The organism is Vibrio diazotrophicus, assembly GCF_038452265.1.
Taxonomy (GTDB): Bacteria; Pseudomonadota; Gammaproteobacteria; order Enterobacterales; family Vibrionaceae; genus Vibrio; species Vibrio diazotrophicus.
In genome coordinates, this window is sequence record NZ_CP151842.1 from 3,163,010 (window position 1) to 3,184,363 (window position 21,354).

Genomic DNA, 21,354 nt, shown 5'->3' on the forward strand with positions numbered 1-21,354 from the left:
CTAACTATTAAATTGATTCTTGGGTCTTGTATTTAGGCTGGTTACTAGTGAGCCAGTGATTTTTCACTCAGCGCGTCAAACAAGTGAATAGCATCCAGGTCAACGTAAAGCGTCTGTTCTTTGCTCTCCACTTCTGCTGCCTGTGTTTCTACAGTCAAAGGTTGACCGCTCACTTCTGTTCTCAGCAAGATGCTTGCACCAAGCAACTCTTTGTCTTTGATAGTGACTGGAATCGGCAGCACACGGTCATGATCGACTTGCTCTGGACGTAAGTGGATATCGGTTGGTCGAATGCCAAAGTGCAGAGCAAGATTCTTAGAAGCATGCGCTTTAAAGCGCTCAGGGAGTGGAATCTTCACATCACCCAAAAGAATAAAGTATTCATTCTGCTCACTAATCAATTTCGCATCTAACATGTTCATTGACGGGTTACCGATGAACTGAGCAACAAACTTGTTTGCAGGACGTTTAAACACTTCCGTTGGAGTACCAACTTGTGCCACATAGCCATCTTTCAGAATCACGATGCGATCAGCCAATGTCATCGCTTCGATCTGGTCATGAGTTACATAGATAGTGGTTGTTTTCAGCTCACGATGTAGCTGTTTGATCTCTTCACGCATCACACCACGTAGCTTGGCATCAAGGTTAGACAGCGGCTCATCAAACAAGAACACTTTCGGTGTACGTACCATCGCGCGGCCCATCGCAACACGCTGACGTTGACCACCAGAAAGCTCTTTCGGTTTACGGTCCAGTAGCGCTTCTAGCTCCAGCATTTTGGCTGCTTTACGAACTTCCACATCGATGTCTGGTTTCTTCATGCCTTTGAGCTTGAGAGCAAAAGCAATGTTTTCATACACAGTCATATGTGGGTACAAAGCGTAGCTTTGGAACACCATCGCCAAATCACGATCTTTAGCGTCAATCTTGTTCATCAACTTATCGTCAACATAGATTTCGCCAGAAGAGATGTCTTCAAGTCCCGCGAGCATACGTAGCGTAGTTGATTTACCACAGCCAGAAGGACCAAGGAAAACCACAAATTCGCCATCCTTTACTGTGAAATCAAAGTGCTTAACGACATCCACATTTCCAAAAGACTTTTTAATTTTACGAAATTCTACTTTAGCCATTACTTGTTCTCCTCGGCGCGCTCTAGAAGCATATTGCGGTACGCAATAGCGCTCTGCTTCAATGTTCTTTTCTGGGTTGCATAGTCAACATGGACGATGCCGAAACGCTGTTCATAGCCATATGCCCATTCGAAGTTGTCCATTAAACTCCATGCAAAATAACCATCGACACGAACACCTGCGCGGATAGCGTTATCAACCGCTTCTAGGTGAGTTTGGAAATAACGAACACGTTGTTCATCATTGACGACACCATCGATAATTGAATCATTACCAGCTGCACCATTTTCCGTAATGTATAAAGGCGGCACATTGTCGTAACGCTGATCAATTCTTACGAGAAGATCCGTTAGGCCTTGCGGATACATTTCCCAACCGATGTGAGTGTATTCAGCGCCTTCTGGCTTAATTGTTTCAATCTCATTTTGCTCATTGAAACGAGCAACACTGCGGCTGTAATAGTTAATACCGATGTAATCCACCGGTGCCGACATGATTTCTAAGTCGCCCGCTAGGATCATTGGCATATTGGCTTTTTGTTTTTCAACTACAACACTCGGATATTGCCCCTTGAGTACAGGGTCGATGAACCAATGGAAGTTCTCTGCTTCACAGTAGTCAGCCGCCGCTTGGTCTTTATCCGTAGCCGGATAGCTCGGCGTTGCGTTGAATACGATTCCATGCATGGACTCAGGCGCATTTTTTCTTAGCACTGGCATAGCTAAACCATGGCCTAACATCAGGTGGTGGGCTGCTAGATAGCCTTCTTTATCACCTTTAATACCCGGTGCATGTTGACCCCAACGGTAGCCTAAGAAAGCAGCAACGAATGGTTCATTGAGCGTGGTATATACATCGATCTTGTTACCAAAATGCGCGCTGACAACTTCAGCATATTCGGCAAATTTGTACGCTGTTTCACGGTTCAGCCAACCACCTTTGTCTTCCAAATATTGTGGAAGATCCCAATGGTAAAGCGTCACATAAACTTTCAAACCACGAGCATGACACTCATCGATGATCTGCTCATAGAACTTAAGACCTTCAGGATTAACCACGCCGTCTTGAGGAAGGATTCTTGGCCATGCAATCGATAAGCGGTACGCATCCACACCTAGGTCTGCAATCATTTCGATATCTTGCTTCCACAAGTGGTAGTGGTCACAAGCAACATCTCCGTTGTCACCTTTATCTACTTTGCCTGGTACCTTACAAAACGTATCCCAAATAGAAGGTGAACGACCGCCTTCATGAATACCGCCTTCGATCTGATAAGAAGACGTCGCGACACCGAAAACAAAATCTTGAGTAAGTAGTGCCGAATCTTTCGGCAACTGATATTTATTTATTGTCATTTTTTAACCTTTTACTGCACCGGACGTTAAGCCACTAATCATCTGTTTAGACGCAAAGAGATAAGTCACAACCAGAGGAAGAATCGAGATTGTGGTGCCCAACATTACTGCTCCCCAAGGAGTATTAGGAATACCTTGTACACTTCGTAGTGCCTGAGTAATTACATAGTTTTCTGGAGTCATTAGCACCACGAGAGGTTGCATAAACATGTTCCAGAAGAAGACGAACTGAACGATAGCCAGAGTCGCAAGTGCTGGTTTCATCAACGGTAGTACCACGCTCCAATACGTTCTGAACTCACCTGCACCATCCAGTTTTGCCGCTTCTAGCAGCTCTTTCGGAATGGAAGCCACTACGTGCTGACGCATCAGGAAAATACCAAAAGGTGTGGTCGTGAACGGAAGCCATACCGATACATGGTTATCCAGCAAGCCTAAGAACTTAACGATCATGAAATACGGGATCAGGCTTAGCACTGGCGGAATCATCATCGAACCAACCAGCATGCCAAACAGAATGTTTTTGCCACGGAACTTAAATACCGCAAACGCATATCCACCCATACTACAGAACAGCAATGAAATCGTTGTTCCTAAGAATGCAACGTAGATAGAGTTAAACATCGCCTGCCAAAAAGGCATGATCTGTTGCAGTTTGGCGTAGTTGATGGCGAGGCTGTCACCAATAGCAAAACTGATTCCTGTACCGAAGATCTCCCCACGGTCACGTGTCGAAAGCAGAGCAGACCAAATGAACGGGAAAACAGTCACAATCGCTGACACAATCAGGACAAGTGCCAAAATAACCATCAAGATCTTAGTGAAACTTTCAATCGCTCGATCGCTAGGCTTAATCGAAGCCCACAACGACGAGTTTGATGTAACAGATTGAGTCGTCATGTTATTGCTCCCCCAAACCTTTTTTACCGAAGAAGAAGAATTGAACCATGGTACAAGCTGCAATCAGAGCAAACAGCAACCAAGAGATAGCTGACGCCGTACCCATTTCAAGCCATTCCCAGCCCACCTTGTACAAGTACATAGAGATAGTAAGACCAGCCTGACCAGTACCGCCGCCACCACGAGTCAACACAAACGGTTCTTCAAACAACTGCAAGTTACCAATGATGGTCATCGTGACTGCGAAGAAAACAAACGGGCGAATCATAGGCAGTGAAATGTTCCAGAAGCGACGTAGTGCGTTGGCACCGTCCATACGGGCAGCTTCAAGGATATCTTTCGGAATAGTCATTAAGCCAGTGGTGTACAGTACGATATTGAAACCTGTGTACTTCCAGAACACCATGATGGCAATAGATGGCTTAATCAAAGTCGCATCATCCAACCAGCGAATCGGTTGGAAATCATTAACCCAAGCAAATGCCCAACCAAACAGTGAACTGTCTGCCAGTGCTATCAACGTTTGGTTGATGATGCCGGAGTTTGGTGAATACATGTTGAAGAAAATCAGTGATGCCGCAACCGTAGAAGTGATATACGGAAGAAAATACGCTGATGTTAACCAATGACGGATCTTATCCCCCATTGATACAAGAATGTACGCAACTGGAATGGCAATTAAGTGCTGAGCTAGGCCAGAGGTAATCGCTAACCAAAAAGTATTCTTCAGAGAACGCCATAGCCATGGGTCAGTCAGAGCGATATGGTAGTTTTCAACTCCCACATATTCCATCGCTCCCAACCCTTCCACAGGGTTCCATGAGTGAAACGACAAAAAGACAGAAAAAAGTAACGGAAATATTCCAAATACAGAAAAAATAACTAAAAACGGCAACAGAAACGAATACGGTGTAAGCGCTTTCAAATTCAGGCGAGAAAAAAGGCTTTCGCCGCCTGATGTTTTCACTGAGTTACCTGTAGATTGGTTCATAGTAACAACCTCTTACCTAGGGAGGCGTAAGTAACGCCTCCCAAATTTTAAAACGACTTTGGCTTACAGATTGCGCGTACGACGTTTAATCAAGCGCTCTGCTTCTTCAAGCGCAGTCTTGATATCTTTACCTTCATCCAACACTTCCATCAGTGCATTTTCTAGGACGATTGAACGCGCCACGTGGTCACCTTTCGCTGGTGCGACTGGCTTGATGTTTTTCGCCACTTCAGCAAACAGCAAACGAGCTTTCTGACCACCTAAGAAAGGCATTTCTTGTGAGAACAGTGCATCATCGTAAGTAGTTACGTTAGCAGGGAAAGCTGCGATAGTTTCAAAGTGTTTAAGCTGTACATCACGACGAGTTGTCATGTATTCAATTAGCTTCCACGCATCATCTTGCTTGGTAGATTGAGTCGGGATAGAAAGGAAAGAACCACCCCAGCTGCCGTAGATACCATCAGGTAGGTGAGATACGCCCCATTTACCCGCAGTTCCTGGTGCAATCCAGTTGTTTAAGTGGCCAAGTAGCCAAGCACCTGATAGCTGAGTTGCAAACGTACCGTTACGGAAACCTTCATACCACTCGTTTGACCAAGCTAGAATTTTGCCATCTAAGCCTTTGTCACGAATTTTTTTCGCAACTTCAAACGCGTGCACAAAACGCTCAGAAGTGACCACTGGGTTACCTTCTTTGTCGAAATATAGACCTTCGCCTTCAGGTACTGTGGTAAAGATAATGGCTTGCGCTACGTCTGCTGCTGAAGCAATCAACTGGATGTTTTTCGCTTTTAGTTTTTCACCTGCATCGATGTAAGAATCCCAGTCTTTGATCGCTGCATTCACGTCGATACCCGCGTTTTTGAAGATATCAGTACGGTAGTACATAACACCTGGGCCAAGATCGACAGGGATACCGTAAACATCACCATCAGCACCTTTGCCTTGTGTCCAAGCATACGGAGCAAAACGGTCAGCGTATTTGTCTGCACCATATTTTTCCGACAAGTTAACTAAACCACCAGACGCAACAAACGGACCGATTTTCTCTACATCCACCACGATTACATCACCAGCACCTGAACCTGTTGCAAGGTTAGTGGTTAGCTTAGTGTGGTGGTCACCATGGTTGTTCATCAGGTAATCAACCTTAATGCCCGTTTCTTTCTCGAAGTCAGGTAGCAGTACTTTCAAGCTGCTATCAAAATCAGGGAAACCATCAAAACGGATCTGGCTATCAGCTGCGGTTGCCGTTGTAGCAAGTCCCAGCGCAATCGCACTCGAAAGTGCTAAGGTCTTAAATTTCATGCTTTATCCTTAATGTAGTTATAGGGTACTCGTTATGTCCTTGACTGAATCTCGCACTACTAACGCAGGGTTGAGTTTGAAATTCACATCTTGCTTATTCTTGTTAAGCTTTTGCAAAGTGAGCTGTACTGCCTCAATGCTCATCTGCTCAATCGGAAAATTAATCGTGGTTAAAGAGGGAGTGAGATAACGAGCAAAAATGTTATCGTCAAAACCCACAAGTGAGACATCATCAGGAATGGAATAACCGGCTTCCCGTAACACCTCAAATGCTCCAAACGCCATATGATCATTTGACGCAAAAATCGCAGTGAACCGACAGTCTCTCTTCAGCAATTTCTTCATCGCGATAACACCTGTTTCTTCAGTAAAACCTGCTTCAGAAACCAGTGCTTCGTTATACTCCAACCCTGCATCTTCCAAGGCTCTTCGATAGCCTTGTAAGCGTCCTCGAGCATCAGATTTGTCTAAAGGTCCGGTAATACAAGCGATCTCGGTATGGCCTTTCTGTAATAGATACTGCGTAGCGAGTTTTCCCCCCAGCTCGTTATCAATATCAATACAGCTTCGATACATCTCTGGAATAAAGCGGTTCACTAAAACAACAGGAATGCCCTGCTCTTCCAAAGATATTAAGTAATCATCACTCAGGTGCTGAACATGGAGAATCAATGCATCGACTCTGCGCCCTAGCAGAAACTCTACAGACTCGCGTTGTCCCTGTTCAGTATTGGAACCCGCTGTCACGATGGCATGGTAGCCAAAGCGACGTAGGTTCTCTTCCAAGCAATGAAGAATGCCCGAATAAAAAGGCCCACCAAGTTCCGGAACAACAATTCCCACACTGCCAGTACGACTCGATGCTAAAGCCTGAGCGATAGAGTTAGGACGGTAGCCCAGCTCTTTAATCGCTTTTTCGACTTTTAGCTTTTTATCGTGACTCACACGACTAGTACCATTAATTACTCTGGATACTGTCGCCTGAGATACCCCCGCATGCTCAGAGACGTGTTTAATTGTTGCCACCGATACCTCAATACTACTTTTGTTGAAAACGCTTACAAGGCAAGTATTCCGTAGTTAGTGAGAGTAATGAGTGAGTATGGTCACACTAATTTTTGGGAAAAAATAGAGCTTTCATAAAAGTAGAGAGCTCTTACAATTTCATCCCCTTCCATGAAACAGTTTCATGAAACTTATTTTCCCAGTCAGGCATCCTTAGTTATAAATATTCTTATTAAAAAGCTTAAAATATTTAAAACACCAATATTTAATTCTTATTTATACAACTTATTTATTTCTTTCTTCCGATTGCAAAATAAAACTTTCCGTCAATTCAAATTGAATTTCAGCCAAACGCTCTAATTTTTCGCCATGCTCTGCTACTTGGGTTGAGCGCTGTAAATTTTGCTCGGATAACGAATGAATATGACTAACATTTTTCGTCACTTCACTGGCAACGGATTGGTGAACAATCGTTGCGGAAGCGATTTGTTGACTACGATGAGACACTTGATTAAGCAGTTCATGCAATTTCACAAAGCGACCATTAACCTGCTTGGCTTGCTGCATGCTTTGGGTCATGCCAGAAAGGCAGTTGGAAATCTGTTTACCAGCAATGTCCGTTTGACGCTGTAAACGCTCAATTTTATTTTGAATTTCCTTCGCACTATGCGTAGTTTGAGCCGCAAGAATCCTGACCTCATCCGCAACCACTGAAAATCCTCGCCCATATTCACCCGCACGAGCCGCTTCTATCGCAGCATTCAACGCGAGTAAGTTGGTCTGTTCAGAGATACCAGAAATGGTATCCAAGATAGATTCAATGCTGATGCTCTCTTGTTCCAGAGCTTGATTCGTTGCCGTAACCTGATTTAGCTCTTGAGAAAGTCGCTCCAACATAGCCACGTTCTCAGTCATATCCGTTTGCGCCTTATCGGAGTGCTCAACCGCTTCAGTCACTAAGCTCAGTGTGTGCTCTGTCGATTGGGCAATATCCGTCACCGAACATTCAATTTCTTCCATCGCGGAAGCTACTGATACGGTCTGCGAAGTTTGCTCGTAAATAGCGTCATTGAGCTCGGTACTGATACCTTGATTGGTTAAAGACGTGCTGTTGAGCTGGGAACTTGACTGACGTATGCGTTCAATAATCATCGATAGGTGACGAACAACTAGGTTGACCTTTTCAGCCACTTGTCCAAATTCATTGTTTGCCGAATATTCCACTTCCTGAGTCAAATCTTTAGCTGCAATTCGATTTAATGCATTGAGCAAAAGTCCGGTCGCTTTACGTACCATATTGGTAAAACTCAGCACCAGACATGCCGTAATAAAAATGGAGGCCAACGAGATACCAATAAACAGCGAACGAGTCTCGCTCGACGCTTGTCTTGCTTCATCATAGAGTTGGTTGGCGATTTGATTTGCATAACGGGAAAGATTATCGACATTCGCCAACTGAGTATCAATTTTTTGCTCTAATTCAGAGCGTAATTCAGCGAGATTCTCAGCTTGTTCAACCACATCAACATGCATCTTTACGGCACCTGTTGGTTGGAACGTGAGTTGTTTAAGTACGGATAGTGGTGTTTCAAGCGAAGAATAGAGCTTTGAGTGATCTTTGATCAGCAGTTGTTCACTCTCGTCAAGATAACGCTGGCGATTGGTCAGGCGACGCGCAACGGGACGAAGTTCCGTCATATCTTGCAACTTGAACACTTCGTTAGCTTCGTTGTTCAACAAACCAACTTGACTGGTAAGTGCATCCAGGGCTTTTCGCGCCTCTGCCGATTCTGCGCTGCTGCGCGCACGTTGAAGCACATTACCCAACTGAGTGACGAGTGATTGGAACTGAGACTGCAACAGATAGCTCTGGTCTAACTGATCTAAGTAACTGGCATGTGCGTCAATAACAGCATTCAAAACCGCTAATACCTGCTCCCCCTGCACAGTGATTGGCTCTACGTAATCGTGCAAGTCTGGGCGCTGCTGTGTTTGAGCAACAAACCAACGAAGCTGAGTGTTATAAGTCTCGATATTGGCTTGAATTGACTCAACAAAGGGCGGCAATTCATCCAGATACTGCGCCGATAAATACGGCGTCAAACTGCGATTAATGTTAAGAAAATCAATGGTAAGCTGCGCTGAGCGAAGCATCAGCGGCGTTGCATCTTGAGTGATGGATTCCATCTTAGCCGTAACGTTCTGGTTACTACTGACAGATAGCCATGCAGACCCGATCATAATTGCGATAACGCACACACAACCAAGATAGAGACGAGAAACTAACGATTGAAAGGGCATACTCCACCTACTCATAAACAATCCACTACATGCTGTTCTTTGCAAGATAAAAAATGGGCACACATTGGTGCCCAAAGTTGGAGTTAAATTGGTTGGTAAACCAAGCCCCAATAATCTGCCTTTGGGGCTAATACATAGATAGACAGTAAACTATGAGTGGATTACCACCACGCTTCGAACATTGCACCTACTGCAACTGTATCTACAGTTGTTGAAGTAGAAGAACCTGCTCCAGTCGTTTCAACATCACCCACAGTGGTGTAGAAGCGAAGCATTGGACGGCTCCAAGGTAGGCCACCAAGTGAAACGTTTTGAGAGAGTGTTACTTTCCAGCCATTCACTTCTTTACCACTGTCATGGTCTTCCATTGCATAACCCGCTTCTAGCCAAGTTGAATGCACTTCATCCCATTGGTATTGAGGACGAATGATGCCTGAATATTCGTTTCTCTCAAGATTATCACCCGCATCATTTACTACATCTTTACCTGATAGGTTTTTGTATGAAACGAGATAATCGATAATGAACTGATCAGATACTTTGTAGTTACCTTCTAAACTGGTATACAGAACGTTAAAGTCATCGCCTTTTAAATCAAATGCAGAATCATCAGCACCATCAGTGTACTTCATAACCAGTTTGTTTGAGCTGCCTAGGCCCAATACTGCACCCACTTGCCATGACGTTTCATCTGCTTTAGCAGCGCCAGCTTCATCAGAAGCAAAACCATAGTTAGCATACAGATCAAGATTACCGATACCCGCATTGATGCTGTGCAGTCTTGACGTAATAGCGTAAAGACCATTGTCATTGTTCAAGCTACCCTTGTCCGAGTCGACTTTACCGACAAAGCCCATATCTAACTTAGCGCCACCAAGATTTAAGTTGTTGAAGCCCGCCCCTTGACCATCGTGCGTGAATACAAAGTAATCGTTCAGACCTTGTTGTAGACGACCGTGAAAGTCACGACCTGCCCACATATACAGCTCAGGTTGGCTTTCAAATATGTTGGTCACACCTGCGTACGCTTTTTTCAAGCTCACACCTCCGGCAGCAGGCCAATCACGATGAGCCCACTCATCAAACATCACCACTACGTCCCACTTAGCACCATTATCCGCTTGGAATATTTTGCCTAACTGGAACTCACCGCCGTTAGCTTCATTACCAAGACGGCCTACCGCTCTGCCAGTACTACCGACTCCTTCCACATAACGTTTGTCGCTATCTGAATAATGTGCGCCGTAGCGAGCATAACCAGAGAAAATAATTCCTTGAGGTACTTTTGTATCTGGCGTCAATACAGCTTGTTGTTGATCATTTACATAATCAATTTCAACAACCTTAGCTTCCAGCTCTTGAATACGCTTTTCTAAAGCTGACATATCGGTATCTGCCGCGAACACAGAGGCAGAGGATAAAATAGATGCCACAGCAAAAGTTATTGGTAAAACTTTAAAGTTCTTCATGTTATTTCCCTATTAAATTTAGGTTTGTTCTAATTCAGGGAAATAATAAGTAATGAAAGGTTTGAAAATATTTGCCGACTTCACACCCGAGTATCGAAATAAATAGCATGAAACAAGCGCGAAGAGTCTTTGATATGGATATTAAATTGAATTCAACTAGTTAAGAACGATTTTTCTCATTTACTAATAATGAAATCGCTTTCATTTCATGGGGTTTAGCGAATTTAGTCACGAAATATTCGTACTCTTTGTGCTTAAAAAACAAACTGCCCATGAAAACTTTCAACATTATGAAAACTTTCACGGACAACTTTCTTCCACCGTTATATGAAAACAGCTTTATGTTACAGAAGTTTGAACCTAACCCAAGACGATGAACGCCATCTCACCAACATAATGATGCCACGCACCCATTCATCTAAAGCTATCGCCATCCAAGCACCAATGACCCCAAAGCCCCAATGAATACCTAAAAGGTAAGAGAAACACACCCCGACACCCCACATGCACAGTATGCCTATTTGTACAGGGAAACGAACGTCCCCCGCCCCTTTCAAAGCAGAGATAAAAACAAGGTTAAACACACGTCCTGCTTCAAGAATGATCGACCCCATCACTAATGTCCCTGTGAGATACAAGATCTCCGGTTGATGAGTAAACAGAGGCAATATCGAATCTCTAAGCAAATAAATGGCACTGGCCGCAGAAATAGAGACAACAAAACTCACCAAGAAATAGATCTGCACCCGCTTAAGAATACTCTCTATCCAGCCTTTGCCGATGTAGTAACCCGTCTGAATCTGGGTTGCTTGACCTATTGCTAAAGCAAAGGCAAACGAAAAACGCGCGATATTTTGCGCATAGGTAAAAGCAGCAAGCGAAGCGGTTCCCATTTGCACAACAAAGTAGACAATTGCAATCTGTGCCATGTTATAGGACAACACTTCACCCGCATTCATTCCGCCTATTTTAAGAATTTTTTTGTATACCCCAGCAGGAACGTTCTTTAATGAGCCCATCGGCAATGAAATAGGGCTGTATTTCAATATAAAGCCAAGAGTCACCGTTCCAACAACCTGACTCACAACCGTCGCTATCGCTACACCTTGAACCCCGTAAACAGGCAAGCCGAACGGTTGATAAAGCGCAATATAGTTACCAACCACATTCAGCAAACCACTGACCATGTTCACCACCATAGGTGAGCGAGAATAGCCGTAACTGCGCAGAATGGTGGTAAAGACAATACCGATCGTCACGTTAAACGTCATTGCGCCACTGATAATGAGATATTCTTGAGCATAAAGTTCAACTTGAGGCTCGAGACCATAAAAAGAGATAAGATGCACAGCACCCAGCACCGCGGCAATACTGAGCAACACACCGACAACGACGGAAAGCGCAATACTGGCTACGCCCACATTAGTCGCATCTTGAGTTCGCTCCGCTCCATTGTATTGAGCAATAAGAATGCCAGTGCCACTACTGACAAATGTAGAAACAATGATCAGGAAAAAGGTTAGCTGAGTGATGACTCCAACCGCTGAAACCGCTTTATCTGAATAACCAGAAAGCATAAATACATCACTGGTACCGAGTGCAGTCCTCAGCAAAATTTCCACCAATATTGGCCACGTTAAAGCAACAATAGACATACGTTGATGAAATTTTTCATTTTTGGGCATTATTTTGACCTTAAAAGGGATAGTAACGCTGTCCCAGAGTGGGCTGACAGGGTGTCATCACTGGCTAGATAAAAGAGTGGTTAATTCTATATTTTTGCCCGAACGGGATATGCAAGTATGGGTTTGATATTTTTTGGCGCTTAAGTCTATGATAGGCAACAGGCAACTTCTACCAAAAACGCGACCAATAAAAGGAAAATAACGACATGGAGACCACTTATCACCTAAAACGTCATCAGCGTTACCCACACCTGAAGTTTGCTTATCTGGATTGCCATCACTACCATGATTTTGGCTTACACAGTCATGATTACTCTGAACTGTTTTTAGTGATCAGTGGCAAAGGCAACCACTTAGTTTCGTCGCACATTTACCCTCTAAATCCCGGAGATATATTCGTAATAAACGGGGATATTGAACACGCTTTTCAGGATGTCGATAAGCTAAGAATCATTAACTTGATGTTTGAAGCCGATGCCCCATTTTTTGAGACACCTTCACTCAGAAGACTGTCTGGTTATCAAGCGATGTTCAAAGTTGAGCCGATTGCGCGTCAAACCAGTAAGTACCGCTCACAGCTAACTTTAAACGGCGAACAGTTTTCTATCGTTGAACAACTCATTCAGACAATCGGGCAAGAATATGACCGAGCTGAGAACGGTTTTGAGACCATGCTGACCAGTTTGATGCAGCAATTGGCAGTTACCTTGGCGCGAATGTACCAACAACAAACGCAAGACCTTCCTCAAACCACCATGGCTTTAGGCAGAGCGCTGATATTTATTGAACAAAATTTTACCGGCAGCAATATGCATAGTCGCGATATCGCCCAAGCCGCATTTATTAGCCAGCGACAGCTCGAAAGGTTGTTTAAACAGTTTCTCAACACATCGCCGAATCTGTATTTACGAGAGATGCAGCTCAAGTACGCGCACGCCTTACTGACCAATGACAATCCTATGCCGATTCAGCAAGTGGCAGAGCAATCCGGTTTTAGTGACAGCAACTATTTTTCCAAATGCTTTAAGAAGAAATTCGCTTTAAGCCCACGCCAATACATCAAACAAAAAAGAAAACCAGAAACTGAAGATACAGCCCATAGCTAACCCTTAAATAACTAAACCTTAAATAGCTAAAGAAGCAGACAGACCGTACTTACTCATCAACGATTTTCTTTGTGACTTTCTGACTATTGCGTTAACCCAATTTTGAATAACAGACTAAAGACCAACGTAGCTTTTTATACCGTCGAGGAACATCTGCGTAGAAATCATCACCAGCAATAAACCCATCAACCTCTCAACCGCTTTCAAACCACGCTCTCCCAGAATTTTATGGAAGAATCCATTAAACATCAGAATGACGGAAGTTCCCGTCCAGGCAATCATGACAGCCGCAGACAGCTCTAACAGCTGAGTCGGGTTTTGACTAGAGAGTAACAGCAGAGTTGCAATCACGGTAGGTCCCGCAATCAAAGGAATAGCTAAAGGCACAATAAAAGGTTCTTCCCCTGCAGCAAGCCCCGTAATACTGCCTGCGCTAGGGAAAATCATCTTAATCGCGATGATGAAAAGAATAATGCCCCCAGAAATACTCAGTGTTTCAGGCTGGACATGCAGGAAGTCCATTATTGACTGACCAGCAAACAAGAACAGCATCAAAATCGCGAGAGCGAACAGCATCTCCCGAATCAGAACAATACGTCTGCGCTTGGCGTCAATGTGTTTTAGGATCGATAAGAAGATAGGCAAGTTGCCCAATGGATCCATGATGAGAAATAACAAGGTAGCGGCAGATAGGATGTCCATAGTGTCTCAGTGTCAATAAGCATAATGGCGCAGTATATCAACGTACTTCAGATTTTACGATTAGCAACAATCGCGGCCTGAAGCACGAAAAAACTGGCACAACTAATAGACACGGCCATCACTATAGGCACAAATTAATGCTGACAAATCTCTGCCAGATTTAAGTGCCATACACCATCTTTAATGATCACTTTCTGCTTTGCCTGAAAGAACTCAAGCACAGTATCGGTATCCATGCCAGAAAGTTTGCAGGTACGGAAAAGCACTTGGGTGCCAAATTCAGCAGCAATAAACTGACGCAGTTGCTCTTCAGTCATAGGCTGTACCTTCAACTGATTCAAAATTTTATGAGCATGAATGTGTTGTTCCACTTTGACTCTCCTATTGAGTTTTTGAACAGAAGGAGTCTTAGCTTATCGCTGTTATTCAATCGTAGCGTTGATTTAAAACAGCCTTAAATAACAACGGAGGCAACAATTAGCGCTTGGGCGAGTAGATAGCTTCCACCGATTAAGGTTTTGCCATAGCGCAAAGGCTGTCGATAATCATGGATAGCGAGAATGATTGTCGAAACGATAAAACTTAAGCTACCGATAAAACCGAGCAAAGATGCGTGTGTTGGAGTGGTAATCCAAACTTCCCCTGATGCCCATGTCATCTGGAGTAACATCATTCCCATAATGGTTACAGGAAAAATAAGAGTATCGATTTGAGGTAACAAGAGGAAAAACGCCACAATACTTGCGGCAATGAGCAAAGCAGGTAACCACCAGATCATCGGCCCGGTAAGTTGTATCCAAAACGCTTTGCTATAAAAGAGCTGTACGACGAGAAAAGCGCTAAAACAAGCTTTAGCCTGCTTTTGCTGAATTCTATAAATATCTGCAACCACAGAAACGACCAAACCGGCAAGAACCCATAAAGGTGCTACCGACCAATCATCTTGCTGATTACCTATTATCGACAATAACAGCATCAACGATAACAGACCTAAACACAGTGTATTGAACACCACAGCCAGCTTCGCTTTATTGCTTTCAAACGCAGATATGCTGATAAATCCAGATATTAAAGCCGAAATCCAGCCCAACATGCCTATACCTCATTAACAATCTGCCGCCAGTGTAGAGAGGTTAGATCGGATGTCCAGAAATGAAAGACAAAAATTGGATCTTGATTATGATTCATTGCCCTCAACTTTCCTCTGCTACCCATTAAAAACGCCTAAACACACCAATAAAAATGCATTAAACACTAAAGTTAAACCAATAACAAAGGCTAGCCACATTCCCCCCACACAATCACAATAAAACAAAAAGGCAAACGTTTGCCTTTTTAAAACAAAAGAATAAACAATTAAAATAAACCATTAAATTACAATAATTTATATACAACAAACCCCAAAAATGCAAAACACAAACGAGCTAATGACAAAAAACAAAATTAGTAGCCAATAATGGATAATATTTCCCGTGAGAAAGAAAATTAATGAGAAAAGATATCAACAAAGGAAACCATTTCAGGATAAACAACAACAAAATTAACTTAACAAGACCAAACCAGACCAACCGCCCCCCACAATCAAAAAAACGAAATAGAACACTATTAAAAAACATTTAAAAACATAATTTTCATACACTTAAAACCAAATAGAGCAATAAAAAGCCACAAGGGCGATTAAATGAACGCACCAAAAACACACGTAAACATCACCAAAATAGAGCAAATGTGACCAGTTAAAGTTATTATTTTAAGCCATTAGAAAAGAATGTGTTGATCAAGCCATTAAAACAGTGTTAATCTAATTCCACAGGTGAATAGGCAGAAAAGGAGCAGTGTTATGATTTCTTCATCTCAAAAACAAGGTTTGGTAATGATCGCAGTTATCGTTGGCTTGATGACACTGCCAATGATGTACTAACCCAATGTTATACAAATAAAAAAGGACGCAATTGCGTCCTTTTTTATTTTCAAATTGTTAAACGTTTCGCAGCTACTGAATGTGTTTACTTAGCTCTTCCCAATGTATGTAGTAGAAAACGAGAGCCATCATGGTCATGAACATGACTAATGAAATTACAATTCCCCATACAAAACGACTACTGCGAGGTGTGAGCTCTTTTTCACACTCATTACACACAGCTAGAAATGCTCTGCGGTCTTCAAGCTTATAGCGGTCTTCATGCACGACTTTGTTGCGAATTGTCGCGACAAAACGCAGTTTCGCGATAACATCATGGGGTAAACGCTCTTCACAACTGCTGATCAGTTGATGCAGTCCTTTGCCTCGCGCGTGATACTGTTCGCGCAGCAATCTTTCTAACTTTCGAGTACGAAGAACAACTTGTTCTATGTCCGACATCGAAGTTCTCCTTTTAAAATCGCCATCAATGTACTGATTCTTCGACTTTCACTTATGGGCTTTTCTATTTATACGTATCTCACTTTAAGTATTGGCAAAGCCAAGCAACAAAGTGTGAAGTGCGCCGAAAAAATAAGACCAATCAACGCGCTATATCCCTTTTATAACGTTACGTAACACGAAAAATCAAACTAATACGTAAAATGAAACCATCATTTTGCTTTAGGAGTCACTATGCAGATTACTTTACTTGCAACACTCATCATGCTGCTTGTAGTGGCGCTCTTACTTTTTTCTCGCTTCTACCGACACCATATGCAAGGTGAAAACGCTCCAGAGAAACAAGCACAAGTCACCATTCTAGATAAGCAGTCCATCGCGGTAGACAATCCTTTCATCGGAGAAGATGATCAAGAATTTTGGATCTACGTGCAAAAAGGCCGCTTGGGTCCAAAGAGAGAGTTCCAAGTAGGAGCGCACTACTTTCACTCTATTAATTCTGGTGACAAAGGCATACTCACCTATCGAGGAACTCAGTTCATCCACTTTTCTTTACAACGTTAACGAGTCATCAGTGTTATTAAATAAGCCAAGTGGTCTGCACTAAGGCAGCAACCAGCGAGTCTTTGACGACTGTGACAATAACCAACTCACCGCCAACGCACCTGCACCGCTAATGATTATCCATAAAGGTATGACCCATGCCGGATGACCCTGATGCCAACCAAACTCTTTCATTGGCCAAAGGAAAATTGGGTGAAGTAGATAAATACCCAAACTATGCTGGCTGATTACGCTCACCACTTTCTTCGCACCTTCGGATAATGATTCTCCAACAGCACGGCACAACACAAAAACCATACTAGCCGCCACCACTACGTTAAGCGTTTTGTATGAGAACCAGCGACCGACACTGTACTCACCATTTGCGAGACTAAGCTCAACTACCGAATTCACCGTAAAGTAGAAAGAAACACCACCTAAAACAACCGCTAACCCGACCGTTACTGGATTAATCGGCAGCTTCTTATAAAGCAGATATCCAAGCGGTAAATAGCCGATATAAAGCCAAATCTCATAGCTCCAAGGGCCATCAATATGGAACAGGAATAACGTGGTAGTGATTAGCCACATTCCAAGATAGACATACCAAGCCGTGTCATCCGTTCGTTTCATCAACCATTGCAGTACAGGAATAACAAAATAAAGCGGGATGAAATAGTAGAAAAAGCCCAGATGATAGTACGTCTCGTGGTGCGGGCTATTTTGCAGTACTTCCACAGCTAACGCAGAATCGAAGCCAGCAGAACTCCAGCCAGAAAGGTAGGCATAGAAGACAGACCAAGCAATAAAAGGAACGAGTACCTTTCCAAGACGTCTTTTGACGTAATAACCAAAATCAAAAGGACGCGTATCACTCAGCATCAAGGCACCAGAGATCAAAATAAACACAGGTACCGCCCAGCGAGTCATGCCGTTTACCGTAACGGCCGTCGCCCATTCACCATAAGGAATCGAGTTTTGTAGCTCCCGATAAGGGGCTAGGACATGAATCGCAATTACCGCCACCGCAGCCACACAGCGCATTAAATCAAAAAATATTACTCGTTTTGTCATTCAACGATTCTCTCTAGTCAATCTGCACTCGAAACCATTTTTCATTTACAACTATAAAGCACAATTAAAATAATACGTCAGTCAGTGGTAAACCTTAGTCAACATTACACTGATTGAATATCAGGGAGTAAACAAACAGAAAAATTAGACGTAAAAAAAGCCCTCATCGGAGGGCTTAGTGTTAGAACTCACTTCGGTGCAAGAATTCAATGCTCACTGCTAAGTCTTGGTAAACGCAATGAGATGATGCTGGTCACAATTAAAAAGGCTAATGACACCCATAAACAGGCGGCTAAACCACTCACCTGAAAGAGATAACCAGACAATATGGTCCCAATCAGTCGTCCCATCGCATTAGCCATGTAGTAGAAGCCGACATCAAGAGAGACACCGTCTCCTTTGGCGTAGCTGACAATTAAATAGGAATGAAGCGATGAGTTTACCGCGAATACAGCGCCAAACAACATTAAACCAATCACGATCACCCATTGAGGATGCCAGTTTTGGCTGATACCTAACGCCACAGCAGCCGTTACGATACTTAACCCTAACGCCCAACGAAATGCAGCATGCCCATCAGGAACTCGCCCTTGCGCCTTGCCCGTAATTCTTGGAGCTTGGCTTTGCACAATACCGTAACCAATCACCCACAAGGCTAGGAAACCGCCCACCCAAAGGTGATCCCACTCGAACACCGTTCCCAAATAGACCGGCAAAGCAACCACAAACCAAACGTCACGAGCACCAAAAAGAAACATTCGAGCCGCAGAAAGAATATTCACCGCAGGAGACTTAGAAAAAATCTCAGAGAACTTTGGTTTATTCTTCGCTTTACCCAGCTCCTGTTTAAGCCCTGACAAGCTACCAATCAGCACAAGTGTCAAAACTGCAGCCATCAGCAGTACCGCACCTTTAAAGCCAACCGCTGTTAACAACAAGCCGCCAAGGAAAAAGCCTAACCCTTTTAACGCATTTTTTGACCCAGTTAATACTGCAATCCAACGGTACAGAGCCCCCTGTTGCTCATCAGGCACCAGAGTCTTAATCGCACTTTTCGCGCTCATTTTGTTGAGGTCTTTTGCGATACCAGACATCGCCTGAGCAGCCATTACCCATGGGATCGTCAACCAAGCCGGAGGAACAGCCAGCATAACCAGCGCGATGATTTGCATCGCAAGGCCAATATTCATCGTTCTGTTCAGGCCAAGCCTTGCACCTAACCAGCCGCCAATCAGATTGGTCACAACGCCGAAGAACTCATAAAACAAGAACAAAGAAGCTATGGCTAAGGTTCCATAACCCAACTGATGGAAATACAACACCACCAGCATTCTCAATGCGCCATCCGTGAGAGTGAAGTTCCAGTAGTTGAACGTCACTAACATATATTGGCGGATCGATGAATCCAAATTTGAAATCACTTTCAACATAATACTGATCCAAAGGGAGCTTCGGGATCATAATGATCCCAAAGCTTAATTAGCTGATCACTGCTGCTACATGTTCAATATATTCACGTTGCTCGGGCTTGGTGAACGCACCCGGACGTAGCGATTGAACTTGAGAAATAATGGTTTCGAGGTCCCAGTTCATATCCAGCAACAGATGTGCTGCCAATAATCCCGTACGGCCAGAACCACCCATACAATGCAGCGCAACTTTATCGCCTTTTTTGAGCAGATTGCGAAGCTGTGGACTTACGGTTGGCCAATGCTCAGCAAACCTCTCATCAGGCACCGCATCGTCTTCAATCGGCAGGTGAATCCAAGAGATACCGTTGGCTTGCGCGATAACGCCAAGCTCTTCAACGTGTTTTTCATGCATCTCTTCACGGGTAATGGCAGTGACAATCGCTTTCACACCACTTTCTTTTAACTGCTGAATACTTTCCGTTAAACCCAGCTCTTTGGTGCCCGGACAAGGCATCAATACTAATGCTGATGAGTCAACAGTGAGCTCCCAAGTAGGGTGAACCTTGGTTGAATTAGACATTATTGTGCCTCCCCTACTTTACGGACTAGCTCAGCCGTACGGGTTGCGTAGCCCATTTCATTGTCATACCAAGCATAGATTTTCACCATGCGCGTCCCAACAACCATAGTTGATAGAGCATCAACGATGGTTGAACGCTGGTCACCACGATAGTCGATAGACACTAATGGCTTCTCTTCAAAACCTAGAATGCCTTTAAGCTCACCTTCAGATGCTTCTTTCAGCAATGCATTAACTTCTTCAGCTGTGGTATCACGTTTGACGTCAAAAATGATGTCCGTCAGCGATGCGTTCGCTAATGGAACACGTACTGCATGGCCGTTAATTTTGCCTGCTAGTTCAGGGAAAATTTCCACGATAGCGGTTGCACTACCTGTTGTAGTTGGAATTAAGCTCATGCCACATGCGCGAGCACGACGTAGATCTTTATGTGGCGCATCAAGGATAGTTTGAGTGTTGGTTAAATCGTGAATGGTGGTGAAAGAAGATTGCTCGATACCTAATTTCTCATGAATCACTTTTACCACTGGTGCAATACAGTTTGTGGTACAAGAAGCCGCAGTCACAATACGATGCTGTGCTGGGTCAAAAATGTGGTCATTGACACCCACAACAATATTGGCGATACCTTCTTCTTTCACAGGTGCTGAGACAACGACACGCTTTACACCCTGCTCAAGATACTTGTTGAGGAATGAAGTTTTACGGTGAACACCTGTCGATTCAATCACCACATCACAACCAGACCAGTCAATTGCAGCGATATCACGTTCCTGAGTCGTTTTGATGCGCTTTCCAGCAATGACGATTTCATTGCCTTCTGCGGCAACTTCATGGTGCCAGCGACCTTGGATAGAATCGAATTCCAACAAATGCGCCAGTGTGGTGGCATCACCTGCCACATCGTTAATTTGTACGAACTCTAACTCAGGCCAATCGTACGCAGCACGCATCGCTAATCGACCAATACGACCAAAGCCGTTAATACCCACTTTAATTGTCATTCTTTGTTTCCCTAATATCTGAAATTAAAAAGCTTTTGCAGCAAGCGGTTCTTTTAATAAGAAGCGCATGTGGAACAATTCGTTAGCAGCAAGACGGTCTGTCCGTCATATCGCTCAAACGCTGCGTATCGACACTGTATTGCTGCTGTAAACAGTTTGATTGCTTCAAACCATCGATAATCTTGTTTAGCCACCCAGGTAACTGATCAGAAACCTTGTAGTACACCCACTGGCCTTGACGTTCGTCAGTCAAAACACCCGACTGACGCAGCTGGGCAAGATGACGAGAAATTTTAGGCTGGCTTTCATCAAGCGCATGCGTTAACTCACACACGCACAACCTTTGTTCTCTTGCGATTAGCAGTAAACATCTCATTCGAGTTTCATCTGCAAGTAGTTTAAAAAACTGATGAGGTAACAT

Annotated in this window: 20 protein-coding genes; 2 read left to right on the top strand and 18 right to left on the bottom strand. The window is 43.7% G+C overall.

The window, feature by feature from the left end:
* Window positions 1–44 precede the first annotated feature (44 nt).
* The 9 genes from AAGA51_RS14630 to AAGA51_RS14670 form a co-directional block, all read right to left on the bottom strand.
* On the bottom strand, window positions 45–1,136 hold the full coding sequence (locus tag AAGA51_RS14630) for an ABC transporter ATP-binding protein (RefSeq protein ID WP_042488066.1): 1,092 nt from the start codon (window positions 1,134–1,136) through the stop codon (window positions 45–47).
* Window positions 1,136–2,485 (bottom strand): GH1 family beta-glucosidase, encoded by a 1,350-nt coding sequence (locus AAGA51_RS14635; protein ID WP_042488195.1) that lies wholly within the window; start codon window positions 2,483–2,485, stop codon window positions 1,136–1,138. The genes AAGA51_RS14630 and AAGA51_RS14635 overlap by 1 nt, the downstream gene beginning before the upstream one ends.
* Before the next feature lie 9 nt (window positions 2,486–2,494).
* Complete coding sequence (locus AAGA51_RS14640) at window positions 2,495–3,301, bottom strand: carbohydrate ABC transporter permease (protein ID WP_373279509.1); 807 nt, start codon at window positions 3,299–3,301, stop codon at window positions 2,495–2,497.
* A 91-nt stretch (window positions 3,302–3,392) separates the two neighbouring features.
* Window positions 3,393–4,382 carry a carbohydrate ABC transporter permease gene (locus AAGA51_RS14645; RefSeq protein ID WP_042488058.1) on the bottom strand — a complete coding sequence of 330 codons (990 nt, stop codon included), beginning with the start codon at window positions 4,380–4,382 and terminating at the stop codon, window positions 3,393–3,395.
* A gap of 63 nt (window positions 4,383–4,445) precedes the next feature.
* Window positions 4,446–5,690, bottom strand: coding sequence for an ABC transporter substrate-binding protein (locus AAGA51_RS14650; RefSeq protein WP_042488055.1), 1,245 nt, complete (start codon window positions 5,688–5,690; stop codon window positions 4,446–4,448).
* 18 nt (window positions 5,691–5,708) lie between these two features.
* Window positions 5,709–6,716, bottom strand: coding sequence for a LacI family DNA-binding transcriptional regulator (locus AAGA51_RS14655; RefSeq protein WP_042488053.1), 1,008 nt, complete (start codon window positions 6,714–6,716; stop codon window positions 5,709–5,711).
* A 264-nt stretch (window positions 6,717–6,980) separates the two neighbouring features.
* On the bottom strand, window positions 6,981–9,011 hold the full coding sequence (locus AAGA51_RS14660; protein WP_255209401.1) for a methyl-accepting chemotaxis protein: 2,031 nt from the start codon (window positions 9,009–9,011) through the stop codon (window positions 6,981–6,983).
* A 146-nt stretch (window positions 9,012–9,157) separates the two neighbouring features.
* On the bottom strand, window positions 9,158–10,465 hold the full coding sequence (locus AAGA51_RS14665; protein ID WP_042488049.1) for a carbohydrate porin: 1,308 nt from the start codon (window positions 10,463–10,465) through the stop codon (window positions 9,158–9,160).
* A 344-nt stretch (window positions 10,466–10,809) separates the two neighbouring features.
* The gene (locus AAGA51_RS14670) at window positions 10,810–12,150 is read right to left on the bottom strand and encodes an MATE family efflux transporter (RefSeq protein ID WP_042488047.1); all 1,341 of its coding nucleotides are present in this window, start codon (window positions 12,148–12,150) and stop codon (window positions 10,810–10,812) included.
* A 206-nt stretch (window positions 12,151–12,356) separates the two neighbouring features.
* On the opposite strand from AAGA51_RS14670, the gene AAGA51_RS14675 reads away from it, so the two are divergent.
* Window positions 12,357–13,256, top strand: coding sequence for a helix-turn-helix domain-containing protein (locus AAGA51_RS14675; RefSeq protein ID WP_042488045.1), 900 nt, complete (start codon window positions 12,357–12,359; stop codon window positions 13,254–13,256).
* A gap of 114 nt (window positions 13,257–13,370) precedes the next feature.
* Here AAGA51_RS14675 and AAGA51_RS14680 read toward each other — a convergent pair whose 3' ends face one another.
* The 4 genes from AAGA51_RS14680 to AAGA51_RS14695 all read right to left on the bottom strand — a co-directional run bounded on the left by AAGA51_RS14680 (window position 13,371) and on the right by AAGA51_RS14695 (window position 16,320).
* Window positions 13,371–13,958 (bottom strand): YhgN family NAAT transporter, encoded by a 588-nt coding sequence (locus AAGA51_RS14680; protein WP_042488042.1) that lies wholly within the window; start codon window positions 13,956–13,958, stop codon window positions 13,371–13,373.
* Between the two features lie 134 nt (window positions 13,959–14,092).
* Window positions 14,093–14,329 (bottom strand): YecH family metal-binding protein, encoded by a 237-nt coding sequence (locus AAGA51_RS14685; protein ID WP_081878745.1) that lies wholly within the window; start codon window positions 14,327–14,329, stop codon window positions 14,093–14,095.
* Between the two features lie 83 nt (window positions 14,330–14,412).
* On the bottom strand, window positions 14,413–15,057 hold the full coding sequence (locus tag AAGA51_RS14690; protein ID WP_174435424.1) for a lysoplasmalogenase: 645 nt from the start codon (window positions 15,055–15,057) through the stop codon (window positions 14,413–14,415).
* 894 nt (window positions 15,058–15,951) lie between these two features.
* Window positions 15,952–16,320, bottom strand: coding sequence for a hypothetical protein (locus AAGA51_RS14695; protein ID WP_042488037.1), 369 nt, complete (start codon window positions 16,318–16,320; stop codon window positions 15,952–15,954).
* Between the two features lie 234 nt (window positions 16,321–16,554).
* On the opposite strand from AAGA51_RS14695, the gene AAGA51_RS14700 reads away from it, so the two are divergent.
* Window positions 16,555–16,884, top strand: a complete 330-nt coding sequence (locus tag AAGA51_RS14700) for a DUF2500 domain-containing protein (protein WP_042488035.1) — start codon at window positions 16,555–16,557, stop codon at window positions 16,882–16,884.
* A 39-nt stretch (window positions 16,885–16,923) separates the two neighbouring features.
* Here AAGA51_RS14700 and AAGA51_RS14705 read toward each other — a convergent pair whose 3' ends face one another.
* The 5 genes from AAGA51_RS14705 to AAGA51_RS14725 all read right to left on the bottom strand — a co-directional run bounded on the left by AAGA51_RS14705 (window position 16,924) and on the right by AAGA51_RS14725 (window position 21,354).
* Window positions 16,924–17,937, bottom strand: a complete 1,014-nt coding sequence (locus AAGA51_RS14705) for an acyltransferase (RefSeq protein ID WP_042488032.1) — start codon at window positions 17,935–17,937, stop codon at window positions 16,924–16,926.
* A 206-nt stretch (window positions 17,938–18,143) separates the two neighbouring features.
* Window positions 18,144–19,367 (bottom strand): organoarsenical effux MFS transporter ArsJ, encoded by a 1,224-nt coding sequence (arsJ, locus tag AAGA51_RS14710; RefSeq protein WP_042488029.1) that lies wholly within the window; start codon window positions 19,365–19,367, stop codon window positions 18,144–18,146.
* A gap of 49 nt (window positions 19,368–19,416) precedes the next feature.
* The gene (locus AAGA51_RS14715) at window positions 19,417–19,929 is read right to left on the bottom strand and encodes a cyclin-dependent kinase inhibitor 3 family protein (protein ID WP_042488027.1); all 513 of its coding nucleotides are present in this window, start codon (window positions 19,927–19,929) and stop codon (window positions 19,417–19,419) included.
* On the bottom strand, window positions 19,929–20,933 hold the full coding sequence (locus tag AAGA51_RS14720; protein ID WP_042488023.1) for an ArsJ-associated glyceraldehyde-3-phosphate dehydrogenase: 1,005 nt from the start codon (window positions 20,931–20,933) through the stop codon (window positions 19,929–19,931). The genes AAGA51_RS14715 and AAGA51_RS14720 overlap by 1 nt, the downstream gene beginning before the upstream one ends.
* Before the next feature lie 82 nt (window positions 20,934–21,015).
* Window positions 21,016–21,354, bottom strand: a complete 339-nt coding sequence (locus AAGA51_RS14725) for a metalloregulator ArsR/SmtB family transcription factor (RefSeq protein WP_042488019.1) — start codon at window positions 21,352–21,354, stop codon at window positions 21,016–21,018.

Coding starts and splice junctions, on each gene's coding strand:
- AAGA51_RS14630 (WP_042488066.1), bottom strand. CDS start 1,136: ATGGCTAAAGTAGAATTTCGTAAAATTAAAAAGTCTTTTGGAAATGTG.
- AAGA51_RS14640 (WP_373279509.1), bottom strand. CDS start 3,301: ATGGTTATTTTGGCACTTGTCCTGATTGTGTCAGCGATTGTGACTGTT.
- AAGA51_RS14645 (WP_042488058.1), bottom strand. CDS start 4,382: ATGAACCAATCTACAGGTAACTCAGTGAAAACATCAGGCGGCGAAAGC.
- AAGA51_RS14650 (WP_042488055.1), bottom strand. CDS start 5,690: ATGAAATTTAAGACCTTAGCACTTTCGAGTGCGATTGCGCTGGGACTT.
- AAGA51_RS14660 (WP_255209401.1), bottom strand. CDS start 9,011: ATGAGTAGGTGGAGTATGCCCTTTCAATCGTTAGTTTCTCGTCTCTAT.
- AAGA51_RS14665 (WP_042488049.1), bottom strand. CDS start 10,465: ATGAAGAACTTTAAAGTTTTACCAATAACTTTTGCTGTGGCATCTATT.
- AAGA51_RS14670 (WP_042488047.1), bottom strand. CDS start 12,150: ATGCCCAAAAATGAAAAATTTCATCAACGTATGTCTATTGTTGCTTTA.
- AAGA51_RS14675 (WP_042488045.1), top strand. CDS start 12,357: ATGGAGACCACTTATCACCTAAAACGTCATCAGCGTTACCCACACCTG.
- AAGA51_RS14680 (WP_042488042.1), bottom strand. CDS start 13,958: ATGGACATCCTATCTGCCGCTACCTTGTTATTTCTCATCATGGATCCA.
- AAGA51_RS14695 (WP_042488037.1), bottom strand. CDS start 16,320: ATGTCGGACATAGAACAAGTTGTTCTTCGTACTCGAAAGTTAGAAAGA.
- AAGA51_RS14700 (WP_042488035.1), top strand. CDS start 16,555: ATGCAGATTACTTTACTTGCAACACTCATCATGCTGCTTGTAGTGGCG.
- AAGA51_RS14705 (WP_042488032.1), bottom strand. CDS start 17,937: ATGACAAAACGAGTAATATTTTTTGATTTAATGCGCTGTGTGGCTGCG.
- arsJ (WP_042488029.1), bottom strand. CDS start 19,367: ATGTTGAAAGTGATTTCAAATTTGGATTCATCGATCCGCCAATATATG.
- AAGA51_RS14715 (WP_042488027.1), bottom strand. CDS start 19,929: ATGTCTAATTCAACCAAGGTTCACCCTACTTGGGAGCTCACTGTTGAC.
- AAGA51_RS14720 (WP_042488023.1), bottom strand. CDS start 20,933: ATGACAATTAAAGTGGGTATTAACGGCTTTGGTCGTATTGGTCGATTA.
- AAGA51_RS14725 (WP_042488019.1), bottom strand. CDS start 21,354: ATGTTACCTCATCAGTTTTTTAAACTACTTGCAGATGAAACTCGAATG.